Below are 15,348 nucleotides of genomic sequence, written 5' to 3' on the forward strand. Positions count from 1 at the left end.
AGGACATCATGGCCATCGAAGTTCGCATCCCCACGATCCTGCGCAGCTACACCGGCGGCGCGAAGGTCGTCCAAGGTGCCGGCGACACGCTCAACGAGCTGCTCACCAACCTGGACGCCAACCACGCCGGCCTGCGCGGCCGGCTGGTCACCGACGAGGGTGCCCTGCACCGGTTCGTCAACGTCTACATCAACGACGAGGACGTCCGGTTCCTCGGCGCCCTGGACGCCAAGCTCTCCGACGGCGACACCGTCACCATCCTGCCCGCGGTGGCCGGTGGCGCGTTCGGCCTGGCGGCGGCGGCCGCCCTCGGTCGGCAGCACGCGTCCCGCGTCGCGGCCGGCTGAGCCCGGGGGCCGGATCACCATGGCACGGTACGAGAGCCTCCTCGACGCCTGCGGTGGGACGCCCCTGGTCGGCCTGCCCCGACTGTCGCCGACGGTGCCCGACGGGGCACCGCCGGTGCGGCTCTGGGCGAAGCTGGAGGACCGCAACCCGACCGGCAGCATCAAGGACCGGCCGGCCCTGTTCATGGTCCGCGAGGCCGAGCGGGCCGGGCGGTTGCGCCCCGGTGACACCATCCTCGAACCGACCAGCGGCAACACCGGGATCTCGCTGGCCATGGTCGCGAAGCTGCGCGGCTACCGGCTGGTGTGCGTGATGCCGGAGAACGTCTCCTCGGAGCGGGTGCAGCTGCTCCGGATGTACGGCGCGGAGATCATCTTCTCGCCGGCGGCGGGCGGCTCGAACCAGGCGGTGGCGACCGCCAAGCGGATCGCCGAGGAGCATCCCGACTGGGTGATGCTCTACCAGTACGGCAACGAGGGCAACGCCCGGGCACACTACGAGACGACCGGGCCGGAACTGCTGCGGGACCTGCCCACGATCACCCATTTCGTGGCCGGCCTCGGCACCACCGGCACCCTGATGGGGGTCGGGCGGTACCTGCGGGAGAAGGTCGACCAGATCGAGGTCGTCGCCGCCGAGCCACGCTACGGGGAGCTGGTCTACGGGCTGCGCAACATCGACGAGGGCTACGTCCCGGAGCTCTACGACGCCACCGTGCTGACCCGGCGGTTCTCGGTCGGCACCCAGGACGCGGTGCTGCGTACCCGGCAGTTGGTCGAGGTGGAGGGGATCTTCGCCGGCTTCTCCACCGGTGCGATCCTGCACGCCGCCCTGGCCGTGGCCCATCAGGCGGTCCGGGAGGAGCGCCGGGCCGACGTCGCGTTCGTGGTCGCCGACGGCGGCTGGAAATATCTTTCCACCGGCGCGTACGGCGGCACCCTGGCCGAGGCCGAGGACGCGCTGGACGGCCAACTCTGGGCCTGACGCCGACATCCGACAATTACTCAGAGTAGCTGGTCGTGCCTGGTCAACGCCGAGATGCTTCGCTTTCGCCGTGGTCACGGCGGTGTCACCTTCGCGACAAGAACCACCGGATCTTTCTTGCGCCCACGCGTCGCGGCGTAGGCTGCGCAGCGTGACAGGCGCTCCGACAATGATTCTTTTTTCCGTGGTCGGCGGGCTGACCGTGACGATCAGTGACTACGGGACGACCGGATGCGACTGACCGTTCTGGGCTGCGCCGGGAGCTTCCCCGGTCCGGAGTCCGCCTGCTCCGCCTACCTGGTGGAGGCCGAGGGCTTCCGCCTGCTCGTCGATTTCGGCTCCGGGTCGCTGACCGCCCTGCAGCGCTACGCCGGCCTCAACGCCGTCGACGCGATCCTCCTGACCCACCTGCACTGCGACCACATGCTCGACGCGGTCACCTACGTGGTGGTCCGCCGGTACGCCCCGGACGGGCCGTACCCGGCGCTGCCGGTCTACGCGCCGGCCGGCGCCCCGGACCGCATCGCCAGCGCCTACAGCCAGGACGAGGGCCCGGTCGACGACGTCTACACCTTCTACGGCCTGCAGCCCGGCAGCTTCCCGATCGGGCCGTTCGCGGTCACCGTCGACCGGGTCAACCATCCGGTCGAAACCTACGGCGTACGCCTGGAGCACGGCGATCGGACGCTTGTCTACTCGTCCGACACCGCCCCCTGCGAGTCGCTGCTGCGGTTGGCCCACGGCGCCGACATGTTCCTCTGCGAGGCCAGCTACCTCGACGGCGTGGACAACCCGCCGGACCTGCACCTGACCGGCCGGGAGGCCGGCGAGATCGCCACCAAGGCGGAGGTCGGCAGGCTCCTGCTCACCCACCTGGTGCCCGCCTGGGGCAGCGAGGCGGACACCTTCGAGGCGGCCGTGGGCGCGTTCGCGGGGCCGGTCGAGATCGTCCGCCCCGGCGCCCGCTACGACGTCTGAGCCCGCAGCCCGGCGGGGCCGGCGAAACGGGTATCGGCATCTTGTGCGCCGATGTTCGCCGGCCGGTCAGCTTGCCGTAGCCGGCCGCACCGGCCCGGCCCGCACGGTGAGCGCATGCGTATCGCTGTCGTCACCGAGTCCTTCGCCCCGGACCTCAACGGCGTGGCGCACTCCGTGCTCCGAACCGCCGAGCACCTGCTCGCCCGCGGCCATCAGCCGGTCGTCATCGCGCCGGCGCCGGCCGCCGGGCAGCGGATGGTCGGCGAAGCCCATCCCTACCCCGTCATCCGGGTGCCCAGCGTCGGGGTGCCCCGGTACCGCAGCTTCCGGCTCGGCCTGCCCACCCCCCGGCTGGCCGAGGCGCTGCTCGGCGCCGACCCGGACGTCGTCCACCTGGCCAGCCCGTTCGTGCTCGGCGCGCGGGCGATGACCGTGGCCGGGCAGCACGGGCTGCCGACGGTCGCCGTCTACCAGACCGACGTGGCCGCGTACGCCCGCGCGTACCACCTCGGCTGGGGTGAGGCGGCGGCGTGGCGGTGGCTGCGGACCATCCACAACGCCGCCGACCGGACGCTGGCGCCCTCCACCGCCGCCGCCGACGCGTTGGCCGCCAACGGGGTCCAGCGGGTGAGCCTGTGGCGGCGCGGGGTGGACGCGGTCCGGTTCCACCCGGACCGCCGGGACATAGACCTGCACCGCCGGCTAGCGCCCGCCGGCGAGACGCTCGTCGGCTTCGTCGGCCGGCTCGCCGTCGAGAAGCGGGTCGATCTGCTGGCCGCCACCTGCGCGCTGCCCGGGGTGCGGGTGGTGGTGGTCGGGGACGGGCCGGCCCGCGCCGACCTGGAGCGGCAGTTGCCGCAGGCGACCTTCCTGGGCGCCTGCCACGGGGAGCACCTGGCCCACCTCTACGCCACCCTCGACGTCTTCGCCCACACCGGCCCGTACGAGACGTTCGGCCAGACCGTGCAGGAGGCGATGGCGTCCGGCCTGCCGGTGGTGGCGCCGGCCGCGGGCGGCGTACAGGATCTGGTGGAGCCCGGCCGGACCGGGCTGGTGGTGCCGCCCGGTGACGGTGCGTCGCTGGCCGCCGCGGTGGCCGAGCTGGCTGCCGATCCGGCGCGGCGGCGGGCGTACGGCGCGACGGCCCGCGCCACCGTGGCCGGGCGGAGCTGGGCGGCCGTCGGCGACGAGCTGATCGATCACTACCGGGCCGCTGCCGCCCGCACCCGCCGGTTGGTACCCGGAACCTACCGCCTCGCGGCCTGACGGCCGCGGCGCGGCCCTCCGGCGGTGCTGCGTCCCTCCGGCGGGTGGTGCGGCGGTCGGTTGGCGCCGGGCCAGCGCCGCGCCGCCCGGCGGTCCCGTCGCGCCGCGCCGCCGACCGGCTGGCCGGGACCGGCGGGCCGGGGGCACCACGGGGGCCGGTTCGGCGTACGCATAGGCTGCCGGCATGGCGCGACCCGACGGGCGGCAGCCCGACCAACTTCGTCCGGTGACTCTGACCCGCCAGTGGAGCCGGCACCCGGAGGGCTCGGTGCTTGTCGAGTTCGGGGACACCCGGGTGCTCTGCACGGCGAGCGTGATCGAGGGTGTGCCGCGCTGGCGGCGCGGCTCCGGGCTGGGCTGGGTGACCGCCGAGTACTCGATGCTGCCGCGGGCCACCACCACCCGGTCCGACCGGGAGAGCGTGAAGGGCCGCATCGGTGGGCGTACCCACGAGATCTCCCGGCTGATCGGGCGCAGCCTGCGGGCCTGCCTCGACCTGAAGGCGCTCGGCGAGAACTCGGTGACCCTCGACTGCGACGTGTTGCAGGCCGACGGCGGCACCCGGACGGCGGCGATCACCGGTGCCTACGTCGCCCTCTACGACGCGGTGCTCTGGCTGGCCGGGCGGAAGGCCCTGGTGGGTCAGCCGGCCGCGGTGATGCACCGCTCGGTGGCGGCGGTGAGTGTCGGGATCATCGACGGCGAGCCCCGGCTGGATCTGGACTACGCCGAGGATGTCACCGCCGAGGTGGACATGAACGTGGTCTGCACGGGCGCCGGGGATTTCGTCGAGGTGCAGGGCACCGGGGAGGCCGGAGTCTTCGCCCGCGACCAGCTCGACGCGTTGCTGGATCTGGGGGTGGCCGGCTGCGCGGAGCTCGCCGGCCTGCAGCGGAAGGCGCTCGACCTGTGACCCGCCTGCTGTTGGCGACCCGCAACGCCAAGAAGCTGGCCGAGCTGCAGCGGATCCTGGACGGCTCGCTGGGGCGGGAGCGGGTCGAGCTGATCGGGCTGGCCGACGTGCCGGAGTACCAGGAGCTGCCGGAGACCGGGCTGACCTTCGGTGAGAACGCGTTGATCAAGGCCCGGGAGGGCTGCCGGCAGACCGGTCTGCCCACGGTCGCCGACGACTCCGGGCTGGCGGTCGACGCGCTCGGCGGCATGCCGGGGGTGTTCAGCGCCCGCTGGTCCGGCCGGCACGGCGACGACCAGGCAAACCTGGACCTGGTGCTGGCCCAGATCGGCGACGTGCCGGACGAGCACCGGGGGGCGGCGTTCGTCTGCGCGGTGGCGTTGGTGCTGCCGGGTGGCAAGGAGCACCTGGTCGAGGGGAGGCAGCCCGGCCGGCTGCTGCGGGCCGGGCGCGGCGACGGCGGCTTCGGCTACGACCCGATCTTCCTGGGCGAGGGGCAGGACCGGACGAACGCCGAGCTGACCGGGGCCGAGAAGGACGCGATCAGCCACCGGGGTAAGGCGTTGCGGCTGCTGGCCAAGCTGCTCACGAAGGTGCTGCCGGCCGGCGCCTGACGGTCACCGTCCGCCGGGGGCCAGGGCCTTGCGCAGGGTACGCACGCAGAGGTCCAACGCGTCGTAGCGGGCCACGCCGTTCTCGGTGGTGTGCTGCCAGGCAGCGTAGAGCAGGCACCAGAGCGTCTCGCGGGCCCAGCGGGGGTCCATCGCGGGGTCGATGGTGCCGTCGGCGTGGCCCCGCTTGACCAGGTCGAGCAGGGCCAGGTCGCACTCGGTGTCCTGCTGCCACTGCTGGCCGGCCGTGACCTGCGGGTCGTTGAAGGCCAGCAGCAGGGTCTCGCCGAGTTCGAAGTATTCGCGGCAGACCCGTTCCATCGCCTCGATCGCCGTCCCGCTGGTCAGTCGGGCCTGGTCGGTGGCGCCCGCCACCCGGTCGAGGATGTGGCTGCCGAGCGCGGCCATCAGGTCGGAGCGTTCGGGGAAGTAGCGGTGCAGGGTGGTGCGCCCGACCGACGCCTCGACGGCGATCTCGGCGAGCGAGGCGCTCTGGTCGCGGGAGAGCACCGCGATGGCCGCGTCCAGGATGGCGCGCCGGGTCCGGGCCCGCGATCCGGACTCGTCGACGACCGACCGTGGCTGGCTCATAAGACCCTCAATATAAGCGATGAACTGCCACTTCGGTAATTCGTTTGACCGTACTGGAACAGAGGTGTTCCAATCAGAGGTATGGCTGACCCATCTTCTCGGCAGCAGCGTCTTCCCCGGCTCCGGCTGATCTGGTCCTTCGCCCGCCCCCACACCCGCACCCTCGCCTTCGGGCTGCTGCTCGCCCTGCTCGGGTCGGCCGCCGGCCTCGCCACCCCGATGGTGACCAAGTGGGTCCTCGACTCGCTGGCCGCCGAGGGGTCGCTGACCGCCCCCGTGGTCGGCCTGCTGATCCTGACGGTGGTCGGGGTGGTCATCTGGGTCTGGCAGTGGATCCTGCTCGGGTCGCTCGGCGAACGGGTGGTCTTCGACGTGCGCCGGTCGATGGTGCACCGGCTGTTCCGGGCCACCGTCCCGGCCATCAACGGCCGCCCGACCGGCGAGTTCACCACCCGGGTCACCTCCGACACCGTGCTGCTGCGGGAGGCCGCCGCCAGCAGCCTGATCGAACTGCTCAACGGCGCCGTCATGCTGGTCGGCACGCTGGTGCTGATGGGCGTACTCGACCTGGTTCTGCTCGGCACCACGATGGCGGCCGTGGCCGTGGTGACGGCCCTGTTCCTGGTGCTGATGCCGGCCATCGCCAAGGCGCAGGAGCGGGCCCAGGAACACGTCGGCCGGCTCGGCGCGGTGCTGGAGGGTAGCCTGCGGGCGATCCGGACGGTGAAGGTGAGCCGGGCCGAGGAGCGGCAGGCCGAGCTGATCGTCGCGGAGGCCCGCGAGTCGGCCAGGTACAGCATCCGGGCGGTACGCCGCCAGGCGACCGCGATGAGCATCTCCTGGACCGGCGTGCAGCTCGCCATCATCCTGATCCTCGGCATCGGCGCCTGGCGGGTCAGCGAGGGACTGCTCCCGGTCTCCAGCCTGATCGCCTTCCTGCTCTACGCGTTCGCGCTGATGGGACCGATCACCTCGTTGAGTCAGCACGTGACCGCGCTGCAGGCCGGCATCGCCGCCGCCGGCCGGATCCGCGAGATCGACGCCCTCCCGGTCGAGACCGACCCCCCGACGGGGGCGCCTCCGGACGGCGACGCGCGGTCGCGGTCCGGCCAGGCCCCATCGGGTACGCCGGAAGCGCCCGAGCCTGCCGTGTTGGAGCTGCGGGGCGTGACGGCCAGCTACGGTCCCGGCCTGCCGCCGGCCGTGCGCGGGATCGACCTGGCCATCCCGCGCCGGGGACACGTCGCGATCGTGGGCCCCTCCGGCGCCGGCAAGACCACCCTCTTCTCGCTGATCCTGCGCTTCATCACCGCGCAGGACGGCGAGCTGTTCCTGGACGGCCAGCCGTACGCCGGGCTCGGCCACGCACAGGTGCGCGCCCGGCTGGCGTACGTCGAGCAGGACGCCCCGGTGGTGCCCGGCACCATCCGGGAGAACCTGGTCTTCTCCCACCCCGACGCCGACGAGGCGGAGCTGCGCCGGGTGCTGCGCGAGGTCCGGCTGGACGACAAGATCGACTCGCTCGGTGGCGGTCTGGACACCGAGCTGACGCCGTCGTCGATGTCCGGTGGCCAGCGGCAGCGGGTGGCGCTGGCCCGGGCCATCCTGCGCGCCCCCGACGTGCTGCTGCTGGACGAGGCGACCGCCCAGGTGGACGCCATCACCGAGGCGGCCATCCACGACTGCATCCGGAGCCGGGCCGAGGTGGGCGCCGTGGTGACAATCGCGCACCGCCTCTCGACGGTGATCGACGCGGACACCATCATCGTGATGGAGGCGGGCCGGATCCGCGCCCGGGGCGACCACGAGACCCTGCTGGCGACCGACGCGCTCTACCGCGACCTGATCGAGGCCCTGCGCATCGCCCAACCCGCCGAGGACCTGCCGATCCCCGCCACCACCGGCTGAGCCGGCGGGTCGGCTCGCCCGACCGCTGTCGACGGGGTGGCCGGGCGGTGGAGGTACGCTCGCGTCGCGTCCCAGGTTGAGAAGATGCCGAGGCTGGAGGTGCGACGCCGGTGCCGACCACGAGCCCGCTCGTGTGCCGGATGCACCTCGCGCAGGTCCTGCTCGCACTGCGGCACGAGGCCGGCCTCACCCACGAGCAGTTGGCCCAGACCACCGGCCTGCCTCGTCAGACGCTCTCTCGGCTCGAAAACGCAGATCGGAAGCCGAATCTCGCCGCAGTCATCAAGTTGCTTCGGGCACTTGGTGTGCCGCAGGGCGACTCCCGGCATCAGGAGATCATCGACCTGGCGATGGAGGCCGCCGAGGCGGGATGGTGGGACCACCGTGATCATGCCGCGATGGGTGATCGGCAACGGGTGGTGGCGAACATCGAGCACGGATCCGACGCGATCCGTGAGTACCAACCATTTCTTGTCGCGGGCCTTGCCCAGACCGAGGAGTACATGCGGTGCCGGGCGGAGGCCGCCGGTGGGCAGCACAGCGAGGCGATCGTGGCGGCACGGCTCCGGCGTCAACAACTGCTCGCCGCACCGGACGCGCCCGCGTACTCACTGGTTATAGAGGAGCAGGTGGTGCGGCGGCTGGCCGTGCCGCCATCGGTGATGCTGGGGCAGCTCCAGCACCTGCTCAAACTCGCCGAAGGCGTTATCGCACTGCAGGTGCTTCCGGTGGATGCCCGACTCGGCGAAGGGTTCTCACCCCGGTCGCCGTTCGCCATCTACGAACACGGCGATGCTCCGACGGTGGTCGTCGTCGATACCGTGTACGAGGACCTGATCGACGCCTCCGCTGAAACCGCCACGGCCTACTCGACGATGTTCGACCGGCTGAGCCGTGCGGCGATGTCCGTAGAGGACAGCATCCGTTTCATCCGGGAGGCGGCCGCCAGGCTTACCGTCGAGACCGGACTCGGGAGCACCCCCAATGGCAGCTAGCAGTGGATTCACCAACGGACGTGATCCTCGTTTCACCCCTGGTGACTGGCGGATGTCGACCAGGACTGACGGCAACAACGCCTGTGTCGCCGTTCAGATGGCCGGAGACGTCGTAGGCGTCTGCGACAGCAAGGCCGGTCACGACGGGGCCGTCCTGGCCTTCGAGGCTCCGCAGTGGCGGCGGTTCACCCGGGCGGTCCAGCTCGGCGTCATCGTCCGGGAGTCGGCTGCCGGGTAGCCCGCCTCCCAGCATGATCGCGATCGGGAGGACCCGTGGCTGAATCGCATGAGGATCTGGTGGGAAGGTACGGCACGGCGCAGGCCGTTGTGGCGTTGCACCGTCGGGAGTGGATCGGGTGGCGGTTTCGGCTACGCCGGCTGGTGGGGAGACCCGTGCGGCGGTCCTGCCGGTGGTGCGAGGAGACCTGGCCGTGCGCGGCGATCCGGTGGGCCGCCGCAACCCGCCGGCCCCGACGGTGGTGGTCGCGGTGACTATCCCGTACCTGCAAGGCAGTTTGCTCTTCGCCCACTGCGCGGAGGTCTACCTGCGGCACGAGCCGGTCGGCGACGGGGCCTGCGCCTGCGGGCGGTTCGGATGCCGTCGCCGGCACCACGCGATCGCGGTGATCGAGGCGGCCGGCGTCGACCCGGCCACCATCACCACCGACGACACCCAGCCGCGCCCCTGGCACGAACGACCGGTACGCCCCGACGGGCCACCGCCCGCCGCGCCACGGCATCGGGGGACCGGCGACCTCGGCCGACCGGCCCCCCGACGGCACCCCAATGTGAGCGCCCGGTGGGGCTGAGCTTCACCGACGATCCGTACCTCCTGCGCGGCCTGGCCCGGTGCGTTCGATGCGACCGGCCCATGGACTGCGGCACGATGGACGGTCGGCGCAGCTACGGCTGCCCGACGTGCCCAGCCGGGCCGGTGGCGTCGGCGCGGGCTCTGGAGTCCCGCGTCCTGGTCGAGGCGGCCCGGCGTACGGCGATCGACGCCGTCGCGCCCGGCTGCCGGGCGTCCGCGTTACGGCAACTGCTGGTCACGGTGGTGGTCGGCCCCGGCGTCGACGACGTCCGGCTGCACTGGCGGATCTGAGCCGGTGCCGGACGGTCCGAGCGTTCCGCAAACTGGCCGAGGCGGGGGTGCGTCGGGCCTCCACGACGGGGTCTCAGCTTAAGGGCCCTGTCCGCCGAGTAACTCGCTGCGCCAGGTGGCGAATCTGTTCCGAAGATCGTTCAGTGCCTCGCCGGTGACGCCGTACTGAGCGAAGTCGTCCGAATCGAGCAGGTCGACTTGTCTGAGGGCGTCCGCGAAGATGCGTCGGTCGAAGCCGCGATCGGCGCGTTGCGCGAGGTTGAGTAGGACATCCTGGGTGTAGCGGCCGGATCGGAGTGTGGCGTCGATGTCTATGAAGTCACGGGCAAACGCCCGGCCGTAGAGCGCGCTCATCTTGTTCGCGACCGCGTCATCGGGGTGCAGGACCGGTCCGATGGCCATGAGGATGGGTTCGTTAGCGCGCCAGTCCACCCCGAGTTCCACCTTGGCTGCGCGGGCGCCGTCGGTGAGATTCAGTCGGGCGAACGTGTCGTACTGCCGCTCGATCTCGACGGTCAGTCCATCGCCTCGGTAGGCATCCACGATGACCGCGACCGCGGTGCTGAATTCGTCACGGCAGTCCCAGGCGGTGAACAGGTCGACATCTTCGCTGGGACGCTCCAGCAGCCCAGCGGCTTGGACGGCATAGCCGCCGGCGAGGGCGAACCCGTATCGGCGGGCGGCGGCAAGGCCGATGCGGGCGAGCCGCTCGTGGAAGGCGTCCACCCTTACGCGGCGTTCGTGCCGGTGGTGACGAGCTCAGGGAAGGCTTCCTCCCATTGCCGGCGTAGTTGGGGCGGGAGCCAGAGGGTGGGCCAGATTCGCCGGAGCAGGTCCGCGTTGAGCCAGGTGCCGAGGTCGTCAACCGAGCCGGCTTCGGTGAGGACCACCTTGTACATGCTGACCAGACGTGCGGGCCGACTCAGGTCGTACTCGGCGTGGCCGGACCAGTCCAGGTGACGCGGAAGGGTGATCACGCCCGAGGTCGGGCCGGTCAGCGCGGTGAGGGTGTCAGCTACCACATAGGGTTTGCGGTCACCGTAGGGGCGGTAGTCAGCCGGCGGCTGCGGCTGAGTCCTGCGCCGACTGACGTTTGTCGCTAACCGAATCTCTGGGTTCAGGGCCTGCCGGATCGTTTCGCGGCTGTACCCGGTGATGCGCTGCAAGTCCACCGGTCGCCAGCCGCTCGCGTGGAACGCCCGCAGTTGCTCATCCCGTTCGGTCAACGCGGCTGCCTTGGTCGCCTCATACCTGGCGACGACCGCGCGCAGCTCGTCTTCGGAGTGCTGACTCACATGGTGAGCCTACCAGGATAGGCCAAGCCTGCTAGGCGGTTTCCTGTCCGCTCGTGGCGGCCCGGCGTACGGCGATCGACGCCATCGCGCCCGGCTGCCGGGCGTCCGCGTTGCGGCAACTGCTGGTCACGGTGGTGGTCGGACCCGGCGTCGACGACGTCCGGCTGCACTGGCGGATCTGATCCGGCGACCCGGTCAGCATCGGGGTTGCCGCTGCCGGCACCGGTAGGATCGGGCGCCGTGACCGAGGACGTACGCGAGGCATTCCGGCGGCTGCACACCGGCGGCACGTTCGTGCTGCCGAACCCGTGGGACGTGCCCTCGGCGCGGCTGCTGGCACACCTCGGCTTCCCGGCGTTGGCCACCACGAGTTCCGGATTCGCCGCCACCCTCGGCCGCGCCGACCAGCGCGTCACCCGCGACGAACTGGTCACCCACGTCGCCACCCTGACCGCCGCCGTCCGGGTGCCGTTGTCGGTCGACGCCGAGCGTGGCTACGCCGACGACCCGGCCGGCGTCGCCGAGACGGTGCGGATGCTCGCCGAGGCCGGCGCCAGCGGCGTGTCGATCGAGGACTACGACCCGGTCGCCGGCCGCGTCGACCCGGTCGAGGTCGCCGCCGAGCGGATCGCCGCTGCCGCGAGCGTCTGCGCCGACCACGGCATGGTGCTGACCGGCCGGGCGGAGAACCACCTCTACGGCGTCGCGGACCTGGCCGACACGATCGCCCGTCTCATCGCCTACCGGGACGCCGGCGCCGGCTGTCTGTACGCACCCGGGCTCCGCGACCTCGACGACATCGCCCGCCTGGTCGGCGAGGTCGGCGCCCCGGTCAACGTGCTCGCGCTGCCCGACGGCCCGACCGTGCCGCAACTGGCCGAGGCGGGGGTGCGCCGGGTCTCCACCGGAGGCAGCCTCGCCTGGGCCGCGTACGGCGCGCTGGTGCACGCCGCCACCGAACTGCGCGACGCCGGCACCAGCACCTACCTCGACCGAGCGCTGCCCCAGTCAGTACGCGACGCGGCTTTCGACTGAGCCTCGGGAGTGTCTCTGGCGCCCGCGCGCGCCGTCGCATGAGTCAGCAACACCCCGCTCGACCCAATATGCCGTTAGAGCGATATACCACCGAGTCATAATCATGACCCGGTGTCATATTCGCTCTCCGCTTCTTTGTTTCCATGGCTGTTGCTCGCCCAGGTCGTTCGCAGCCCTCCGGCGGACGAGGCCGGTGGCGAGCAGGTGGCTGCTGGCGGCGACAAGCGTCGGTTCGCTACTGAACAGGCGGGCGAGCTCCAGCGCCCCGGAGAACACCGCATCCGCCAGCGGCCCACCCGCCGCGGCCTCGGCCGCCGTCCAGGCCGGCCCCTCCACCCCATGTACGACCAGCTCGGCCAGGCCGGCCGTCCGGCACTCGTCGACCAGCTCCGGCAACCGGTGGAAGTAGGCGCGGGTGAAGCCGATACGCGCGTCGTTCACACCGTCGGTGAGCAGGGCCCGCGCCTCGTCGATCAGCTCGCCGCGCAGCCGTCCGGTGGCGGCGAAGTCGAGCGGTCCGGCGAACCGCGAGATGGCCGCCACCACGACCCGGCCGCCCGGGCGGGTGACCCGGATGGCCTCGCGGATCGCCTGGACCCGGTCCCCGCGTTCGAGCAGGTGGTAGAGGGGGCCAAGGACCAGGGTCGCGTCGTACCCGCCGTCGGGCTCGGGCAGCGCGCGGGCGTCGGCCACCACCGCGTCGACGGCGGGGTCGCCGGCAAGCGCCTGGGCGACGTGGCTGGGCACCAGATCGACCAGGCGGACCTGGTAGCCGGCCGAGGCGAGCACCCGGGCGTAGACCCCCGGTCCACCGCCGACGTCCAGGACCCGCGCAGGCGGTTCGGGCAGCAGCTCGGTCAGCAGTTCGATTGTCCGCAGCTGTTCCAGCCGGCCCTGGGGGCGCGCCTGCAGACGGGTGTCCTCCCGGAACCGGGCGGTGTAGTAGTCGACGATCTCGCCGGTCGAGTCGGTCATCGGCAGCTCCGGTAGGTGCAGTGGCCTGGCCGACCGCCGGTCCGCGCCGGCTCCGCGTCCACGCTGGTGCTCCGCATCAGCGGAGCGCCCCCTGATCGTGGCGCACGGAGCCGTTATAGAGCACCTCATTTTGACGGCTGAGCGCGCCACGAACACCGGAGACCGGAGGGCTGAGGCGGGCGACGCCTGGGGGTCAGGGGATCGGCGCGATCTGCCAGGTGCCTCTGAGGCTGCTGCAGGGGCCGCCGGATGTGCTGCCGCCGACGGCCTGGAAGCCGGCCGGGATCTGGCCCAGGTTGACCCGGCAGATGACGGTGATGCCGCTCGGGGCCGGCGTGCGGATGACCCAGGTTCCGGCGAGGTACCCGTCGCAGGGCCCGGAACTGGTCTCACCGACGACCACGAAACCGCGCGGCACCCCGGCGAGGTTTCCTTTGCACATCGCGGTGGTGGTGCCGTCGCGCGGCGGCAGGGTGATGACGTAAGCCGAGTCGTCCAGGCAGGACGACTGGTACGTCTCACCGATGATCACATAGCCGTACGGGACCTGACTGCGCAGGCACACCGTGGTGGTCTGGGCCGCGGCGGTGCTGCCGTGCGGCAGCCCGATCACCGCGACCGCGATGAGCAGGTTCAGCACCGGCCAGAGGAACAGGCGAGATCGAAGGACGGCCATGACGCGGACCTCCCGAGGGGGCATCGAACTGATGGCCCTCTCATCGTGGCCGCCGCGCGGCGGTCTATCATCCATTCAGGACATGTCAACCGAGCGGGCCGACCGCCCGTTCGACACCGGCGCGCAGGTCGAGGCCGGCGATCGCGGACCGGGCCCGCTCCAGCACCGGAGCGAGGAAGACGTCCGGTCCGGGCTCACCGGCGAACGCGGCGACCGCCGCCATCGCCGCCGCCCCGGCCGGGGACGGCCGCAGCGGCGCCCGCAACTGCAGACCGCGTACGCCGGCCAGCAACTCGACCGCGAGCAGGCTGGTCAGGTTGTCCAGCACGGTACGCAGCTTGCGGCAGGCCGACCAGCCCATCGATACGTGGTCCTCCTGCATGCCGCTGGTGGGCAGCGAGTCCACCGAGGCCGGCGCGGCCAGCCGCCGGTTCTCGGCGACGATCCCGGCCGCCGTGTACTGGGCGATCATCAGCCCCGAGTTCACCCCCGGGTCGGGGGAGAGGAACGCCGGCAGTTCCCGCGACCGGGTGACGTCCAGCAGCCGGTCCACCCGCCGCTCGGCGATGGCGCCGACCTCGGCGGCGGCGATGGCCAGGAAGTCGGCGGCGAAGCCGAGCGGGGCGCCGTGGAAGTTCCCGGTCGACTCGACCCGGCCGTCCGGCAGCACCACCGGATTGTCCACAACGGACCGCAGCTCCCGGCCGGCGACGTCGACCACGAAACCGAGGGTGTCCCGGGCCGCCCCGGCGACCTGCGGTGCGCACCGCATCGAGTACGCGTCCTGCACGGCGTGCGCCAGGTCGTCGCGGTGCGAGTCCATGATCTGCGAGCCCTGCAGCAGCCGGTGGATGTTCGCCGCCGACACCGCCTGCCCCGGGTGCGGCCGGATGGCGTGCAGCTCCGGCAGGAACGGCCGCTCCGAGCCGAGCATCGCCTCGATCGCCAGCGCGGCCGTCACGTCGGCCATGGTGAACAGGTGGCCGGCGTCGGCGATCGCCAGCAGCAGCATGCCGAGCATCCCGTCGGTGCCGTTGATCAGCGCCAGCCCCTCCTTGGCGGCCAGCTCGATCGGGCGCAGCCCGGCGGCGGCCAGCGCCTCGGCGGCGTCGAGCCGACCGCCGTCCGGGGCGAGCACCCAACCCTCGCCGAGCAGCGCCAGCGCGCAGTGCGCCAGCGGCGCCAGATCACCGGACGCGCCGAGCGAGCCGTGTTCGGGCACCCACGGGGTCAGGTCGTGGTTGAGCAGGTCCACCAAGGCCTGCGCGACAAGCGGGCGGACGCCCGAATGGCCCAGCGCCAGCGATCGCACCCGCAGCAGCAGCATCGCCCGGACCACCTCGCGCGGCATCGGCGCCCCGATCCCGGCCGCGTGCGAGCGGATCAGCGCGTGCTGCAGCTCGGCCCGCCGCTCCGGGGCGACGAACGTGTTGGCCAGCGCCCCGAAGCCCGTCGAGACCCCGTAGACCGGGCGGCCGGCGGCCTCGATCCGGTCCACGATCGCCCGGCTGGTGGCCATCGCGTCAAGCGTGGCCGGGCTGAGCACCACCCGGGCCGGGCCGCGGGCCACGGCGAGGACGTCGGCGGGGGAGATGCCGTCGGGGTGGACGGTGACGGTCGACCCGGTCAGGGTAGGCATCGCGGTACTCCCGTTGTGCAGGACCTGCTCGA

At 72.1% G+C, this 15,348-nt stretch carries 19 protein-coding genes; 13 read left to right on the forward strand and 6 right to left on the reverse strand.

Annotated elements, in window-relative coordinates:
• Positions 1–8 precede the first annotated feature (8 nt).
• The 6 genes from O7627_RS07690 to rdgB all read left to right on the forward strand — a co-directional run bounded on the left by O7627_RS07690 (position 9) and on the right by rdgB (position 5,103).
• Entirely contained in the window at positions 9–347 is a 339-nt protein-coding gene (locus tag O7627_RS07690) for a MoaD/ThiS family protein (RefSeq protein ID WP_278092805.1), read from the forward strand.
• 19 nt (positions 348–366) lie between these two features.
• Complete coding sequence (locus tag O7627_RS07695) at positions 367–1,332, forward strand: cysteine synthase (RefSeq protein ID WP_278092806.1); 966 nt, start codon at positions 367–369, stop codon at positions 1,330–1,332.
• A gap of 231 nt (positions 1,333–1,563) precedes the next feature.
• Positions 1,564–2,310 (forward strand): MBL fold metallo-hydrolase, encoded by a 747-nt coding sequence (locus O7627_RS07700; RefSeq protein WP_278092807.1) that lies wholly within the window; start codon positions 1,564–1,566, stop codon positions 2,308–2,310.
• Between the two features lie 114 nt (positions 2,311–2,424).
• The gene (locus O7627_RS07705; protein ID WP_278092808.1) at positions 2,425–3,576 is read left to right on the forward strand and encodes a glycosyltransferase family 1 protein; all 1,152 of its coding nucleotides are present in this window, start codon (positions 2,425–2,427) and stop codon (positions 3,574–3,576) included.
• Between the two features lie 184 nt (positions 3,577–3,760).
• Positions 3,761–4,489 carry a ribonuclease PH gene (gene rph / locus O7627_RS07710; protein WP_278092809.1) on the forward strand — a complete coding sequence of 243 codons (729 nt, stop codon included), beginning with the start codon at positions 3,761–3,763 and terminating at the stop codon, positions 4,487–4,489.
• Entirely contained in the window at positions 4,486–5,103 is a 618-nt protein-coding gene (gene rdgB, locus O7627_RS07715; RefSeq protein ID WP_278092810.1) for an RdgB/HAM1 family non-canonical purine NTP pyrophosphatase, read from the forward strand. The genes rph and rdgB overlap by 4 nt, the downstream gene beginning before the upstream one ends.
• A 3-nt stretch (positions 5,104–5,106) precedes the next feature.
• Here rdgB and O7627_RS07720 read toward each other — a convergent pair whose 3' ends face one another.
• Entirely contained in the window at positions 5,107–5,691 is a 585-nt protein-coding gene (locus O7627_RS07720; RefSeq protein ID WP_278092811.1) for a TetR/AcrR family transcriptional regulator, read from the reverse strand.
• Between the two features lie 81 nt (positions 5,692–5,772).
• Here O7627_RS07720 and O7627_RS07725 point away from each other — a divergent pair, with 81 nt between their 5' ends.
• From O7627_RS07725 to O7627_RS07745, 5 genes are all read left to right on the forward strand, one after another.
• The gene (locus O7627_RS07725; protein WP_278092812.1) at positions 5,773–7,599 is read left to right on the forward strand and encodes an ABC transporter ATP-binding protein; all 1,827 of its coding nucleotides are present in this window, start codon (positions 5,773–5,775) and stop codon (positions 7,597–7,599) included.
• Positions 7,600–7,709: 110 nt separating this feature from the next.
• Positions 7,710–8,594, forward strand: a complete 885-nt coding sequence (locus O7627_RS07730) for a helix-turn-helix transcriptional regulator (RefSeq protein ID WP_278092813.1) — start codon at positions 7,710–7,712, stop codon at positions 8,592–8,594.
• Positions 8,595–8,646: 52 nt separating this feature from the next.
• Positions 8,647–8,832, forward strand: coding sequence for a DUF397 domain-containing protein (locus tag O7627_RS07735; protein WP_278092814.1), 186 nt, complete (start codon positions 8,647–8,649; stop codon positions 8,830–8,832).
• Between the two features lie 118 nt (positions 8,833–8,950).
• On the forward strand, positions 8,951–9,403 hold the full coding sequence (locus tag O7627_RS07740; protein ID WP_278092815.1) for a hypothetical protein: 453 nt from the start codon (positions 8,951–8,953) through the stop codon (positions 9,401–9,403).
• Positions 9,394–9,696: a hypothetical protein gene (locus O7627_RS07745; RefSeq protein WP_278092816.1), complete on the forward strand. Its 303-nt coding sequence runs from the start codon at positions 9,394–9,396 to the stop codon at positions 9,694–9,696. The genes O7627_RS07740 and O7627_RS07745 overlap by 10 nt, the downstream gene beginning before the upstream one ends.
• 78 nt (positions 9,697–9,774) lie before the next feature.
• Here O7627_RS07745 and O7627_RS07750 read toward each other — a convergent pair whose 3' ends face one another.
• Together O7627_RS07750 and O7627_RS07755 are read right to left on the reverse strand one after the other, a co-directional pair.
• On the reverse strand, positions 9,775–10,422 hold the full coding sequence (locus tag O7627_RS07750; RefSeq protein ID WP_278092817.1) for a nucleotidyl transferase AbiEii/AbiGii toxin family protein: 648 nt from the start codon (positions 10,420–10,422) through the stop codon (positions 9,775–9,777).
• 2 nt (positions 10,423–10,424) lie between these two features.
• The gene (locus O7627_RS07755) at positions 10,425–10,991 is read right to left on the reverse strand and encodes a hypothetical protein (RefSeq protein WP_347404643.1); all 567 of its coding nucleotides are present in this window, start codon (positions 10,989–10,991) and stop codon (positions 10,425–10,427) included.
• 53 nt (positions 10,992–11,044) lie between these two features.
• On the opposite strand from O7627_RS07755, the gene O7627_RS07760 reads away from it, so the two are divergent.
• Both O7627_RS07760 and O7627_RS07765 read left to right on the forward strand, forming a co-directional pair.
• Positions 11,045–11,173 carry a hypothetical protein gene (locus O7627_RS07760; protein WP_278092819.1) on the forward strand — a complete coding sequence of 43 codons (129 nt, stop codon included), beginning with the start codon at positions 11,045–11,047 and terminating at the stop codon, positions 11,171–11,173.
• Between the two features lie 58 nt (positions 11,174–11,231).
• Entirely contained in the window at positions 11,232–12,026 is a 795-nt protein-coding gene (locus O7627_RS07765; RefSeq protein ID WP_278092820.1) for an isocitrate lyase/phosphoenolpyruvate mutase family protein, read from the forward strand.
• A gap of 114 nt (positions 12,027–12,140) precedes the next feature.
• On the opposite strand, the gene O7627_RS07770 is transcribed toward O7627_RS07765, so the two are convergent.
• The 3 genes from O7627_RS07770 to hutH all read right to left on the reverse strand — a co-directional run bounded on the left by O7627_RS07770 (position 12,141) and on the right by hutH (position 15,316).
• The gene (locus O7627_RS07770; RefSeq protein WP_278092821.1) at positions 12,141–13,001 is read right to left on the reverse strand and encodes a class I SAM-dependent methyltransferase; all 861 of its coding nucleotides are present in this window, start codon (positions 12,999–13,001) and stop codon (positions 12,141–12,143) included.
• A 193-nt stretch (positions 13,002–13,194) separates the two neighbouring features.
• Positions 13,195–13,677, reverse strand: coding sequence for a hypothetical protein (locus tag O7627_RS07775; RefSeq protein ID WP_278092822.1), 483 nt, complete (start codon positions 13,675–13,677; stop codon positions 13,195–13,197).
• 85 nt (positions 13,678–13,762) lie between these two features.
• The gene (hutH, locus tag O7627_RS07780) at positions 13,763–15,316 is read right to left on the reverse strand and encodes a histidine ammonia-lyase (protein WP_278098199.1); all 1,554 of its coding nucleotides are present in this window, start codon (positions 15,314–15,316) and stop codon (positions 13,763–13,765) included.
• Positions 15,317–15,348 lie beyond the last annotated feature (32 nt).

This window comes from Solwaraspora sp. WMMD1047, assembly GCF_029626155.1.
In the GTDB taxonomy this organism is placed as follows: Bacteria; Actinomycetota; Actinomycetes; order Mycobacteriales; family Micromonosporaceae; genus WMMD1047.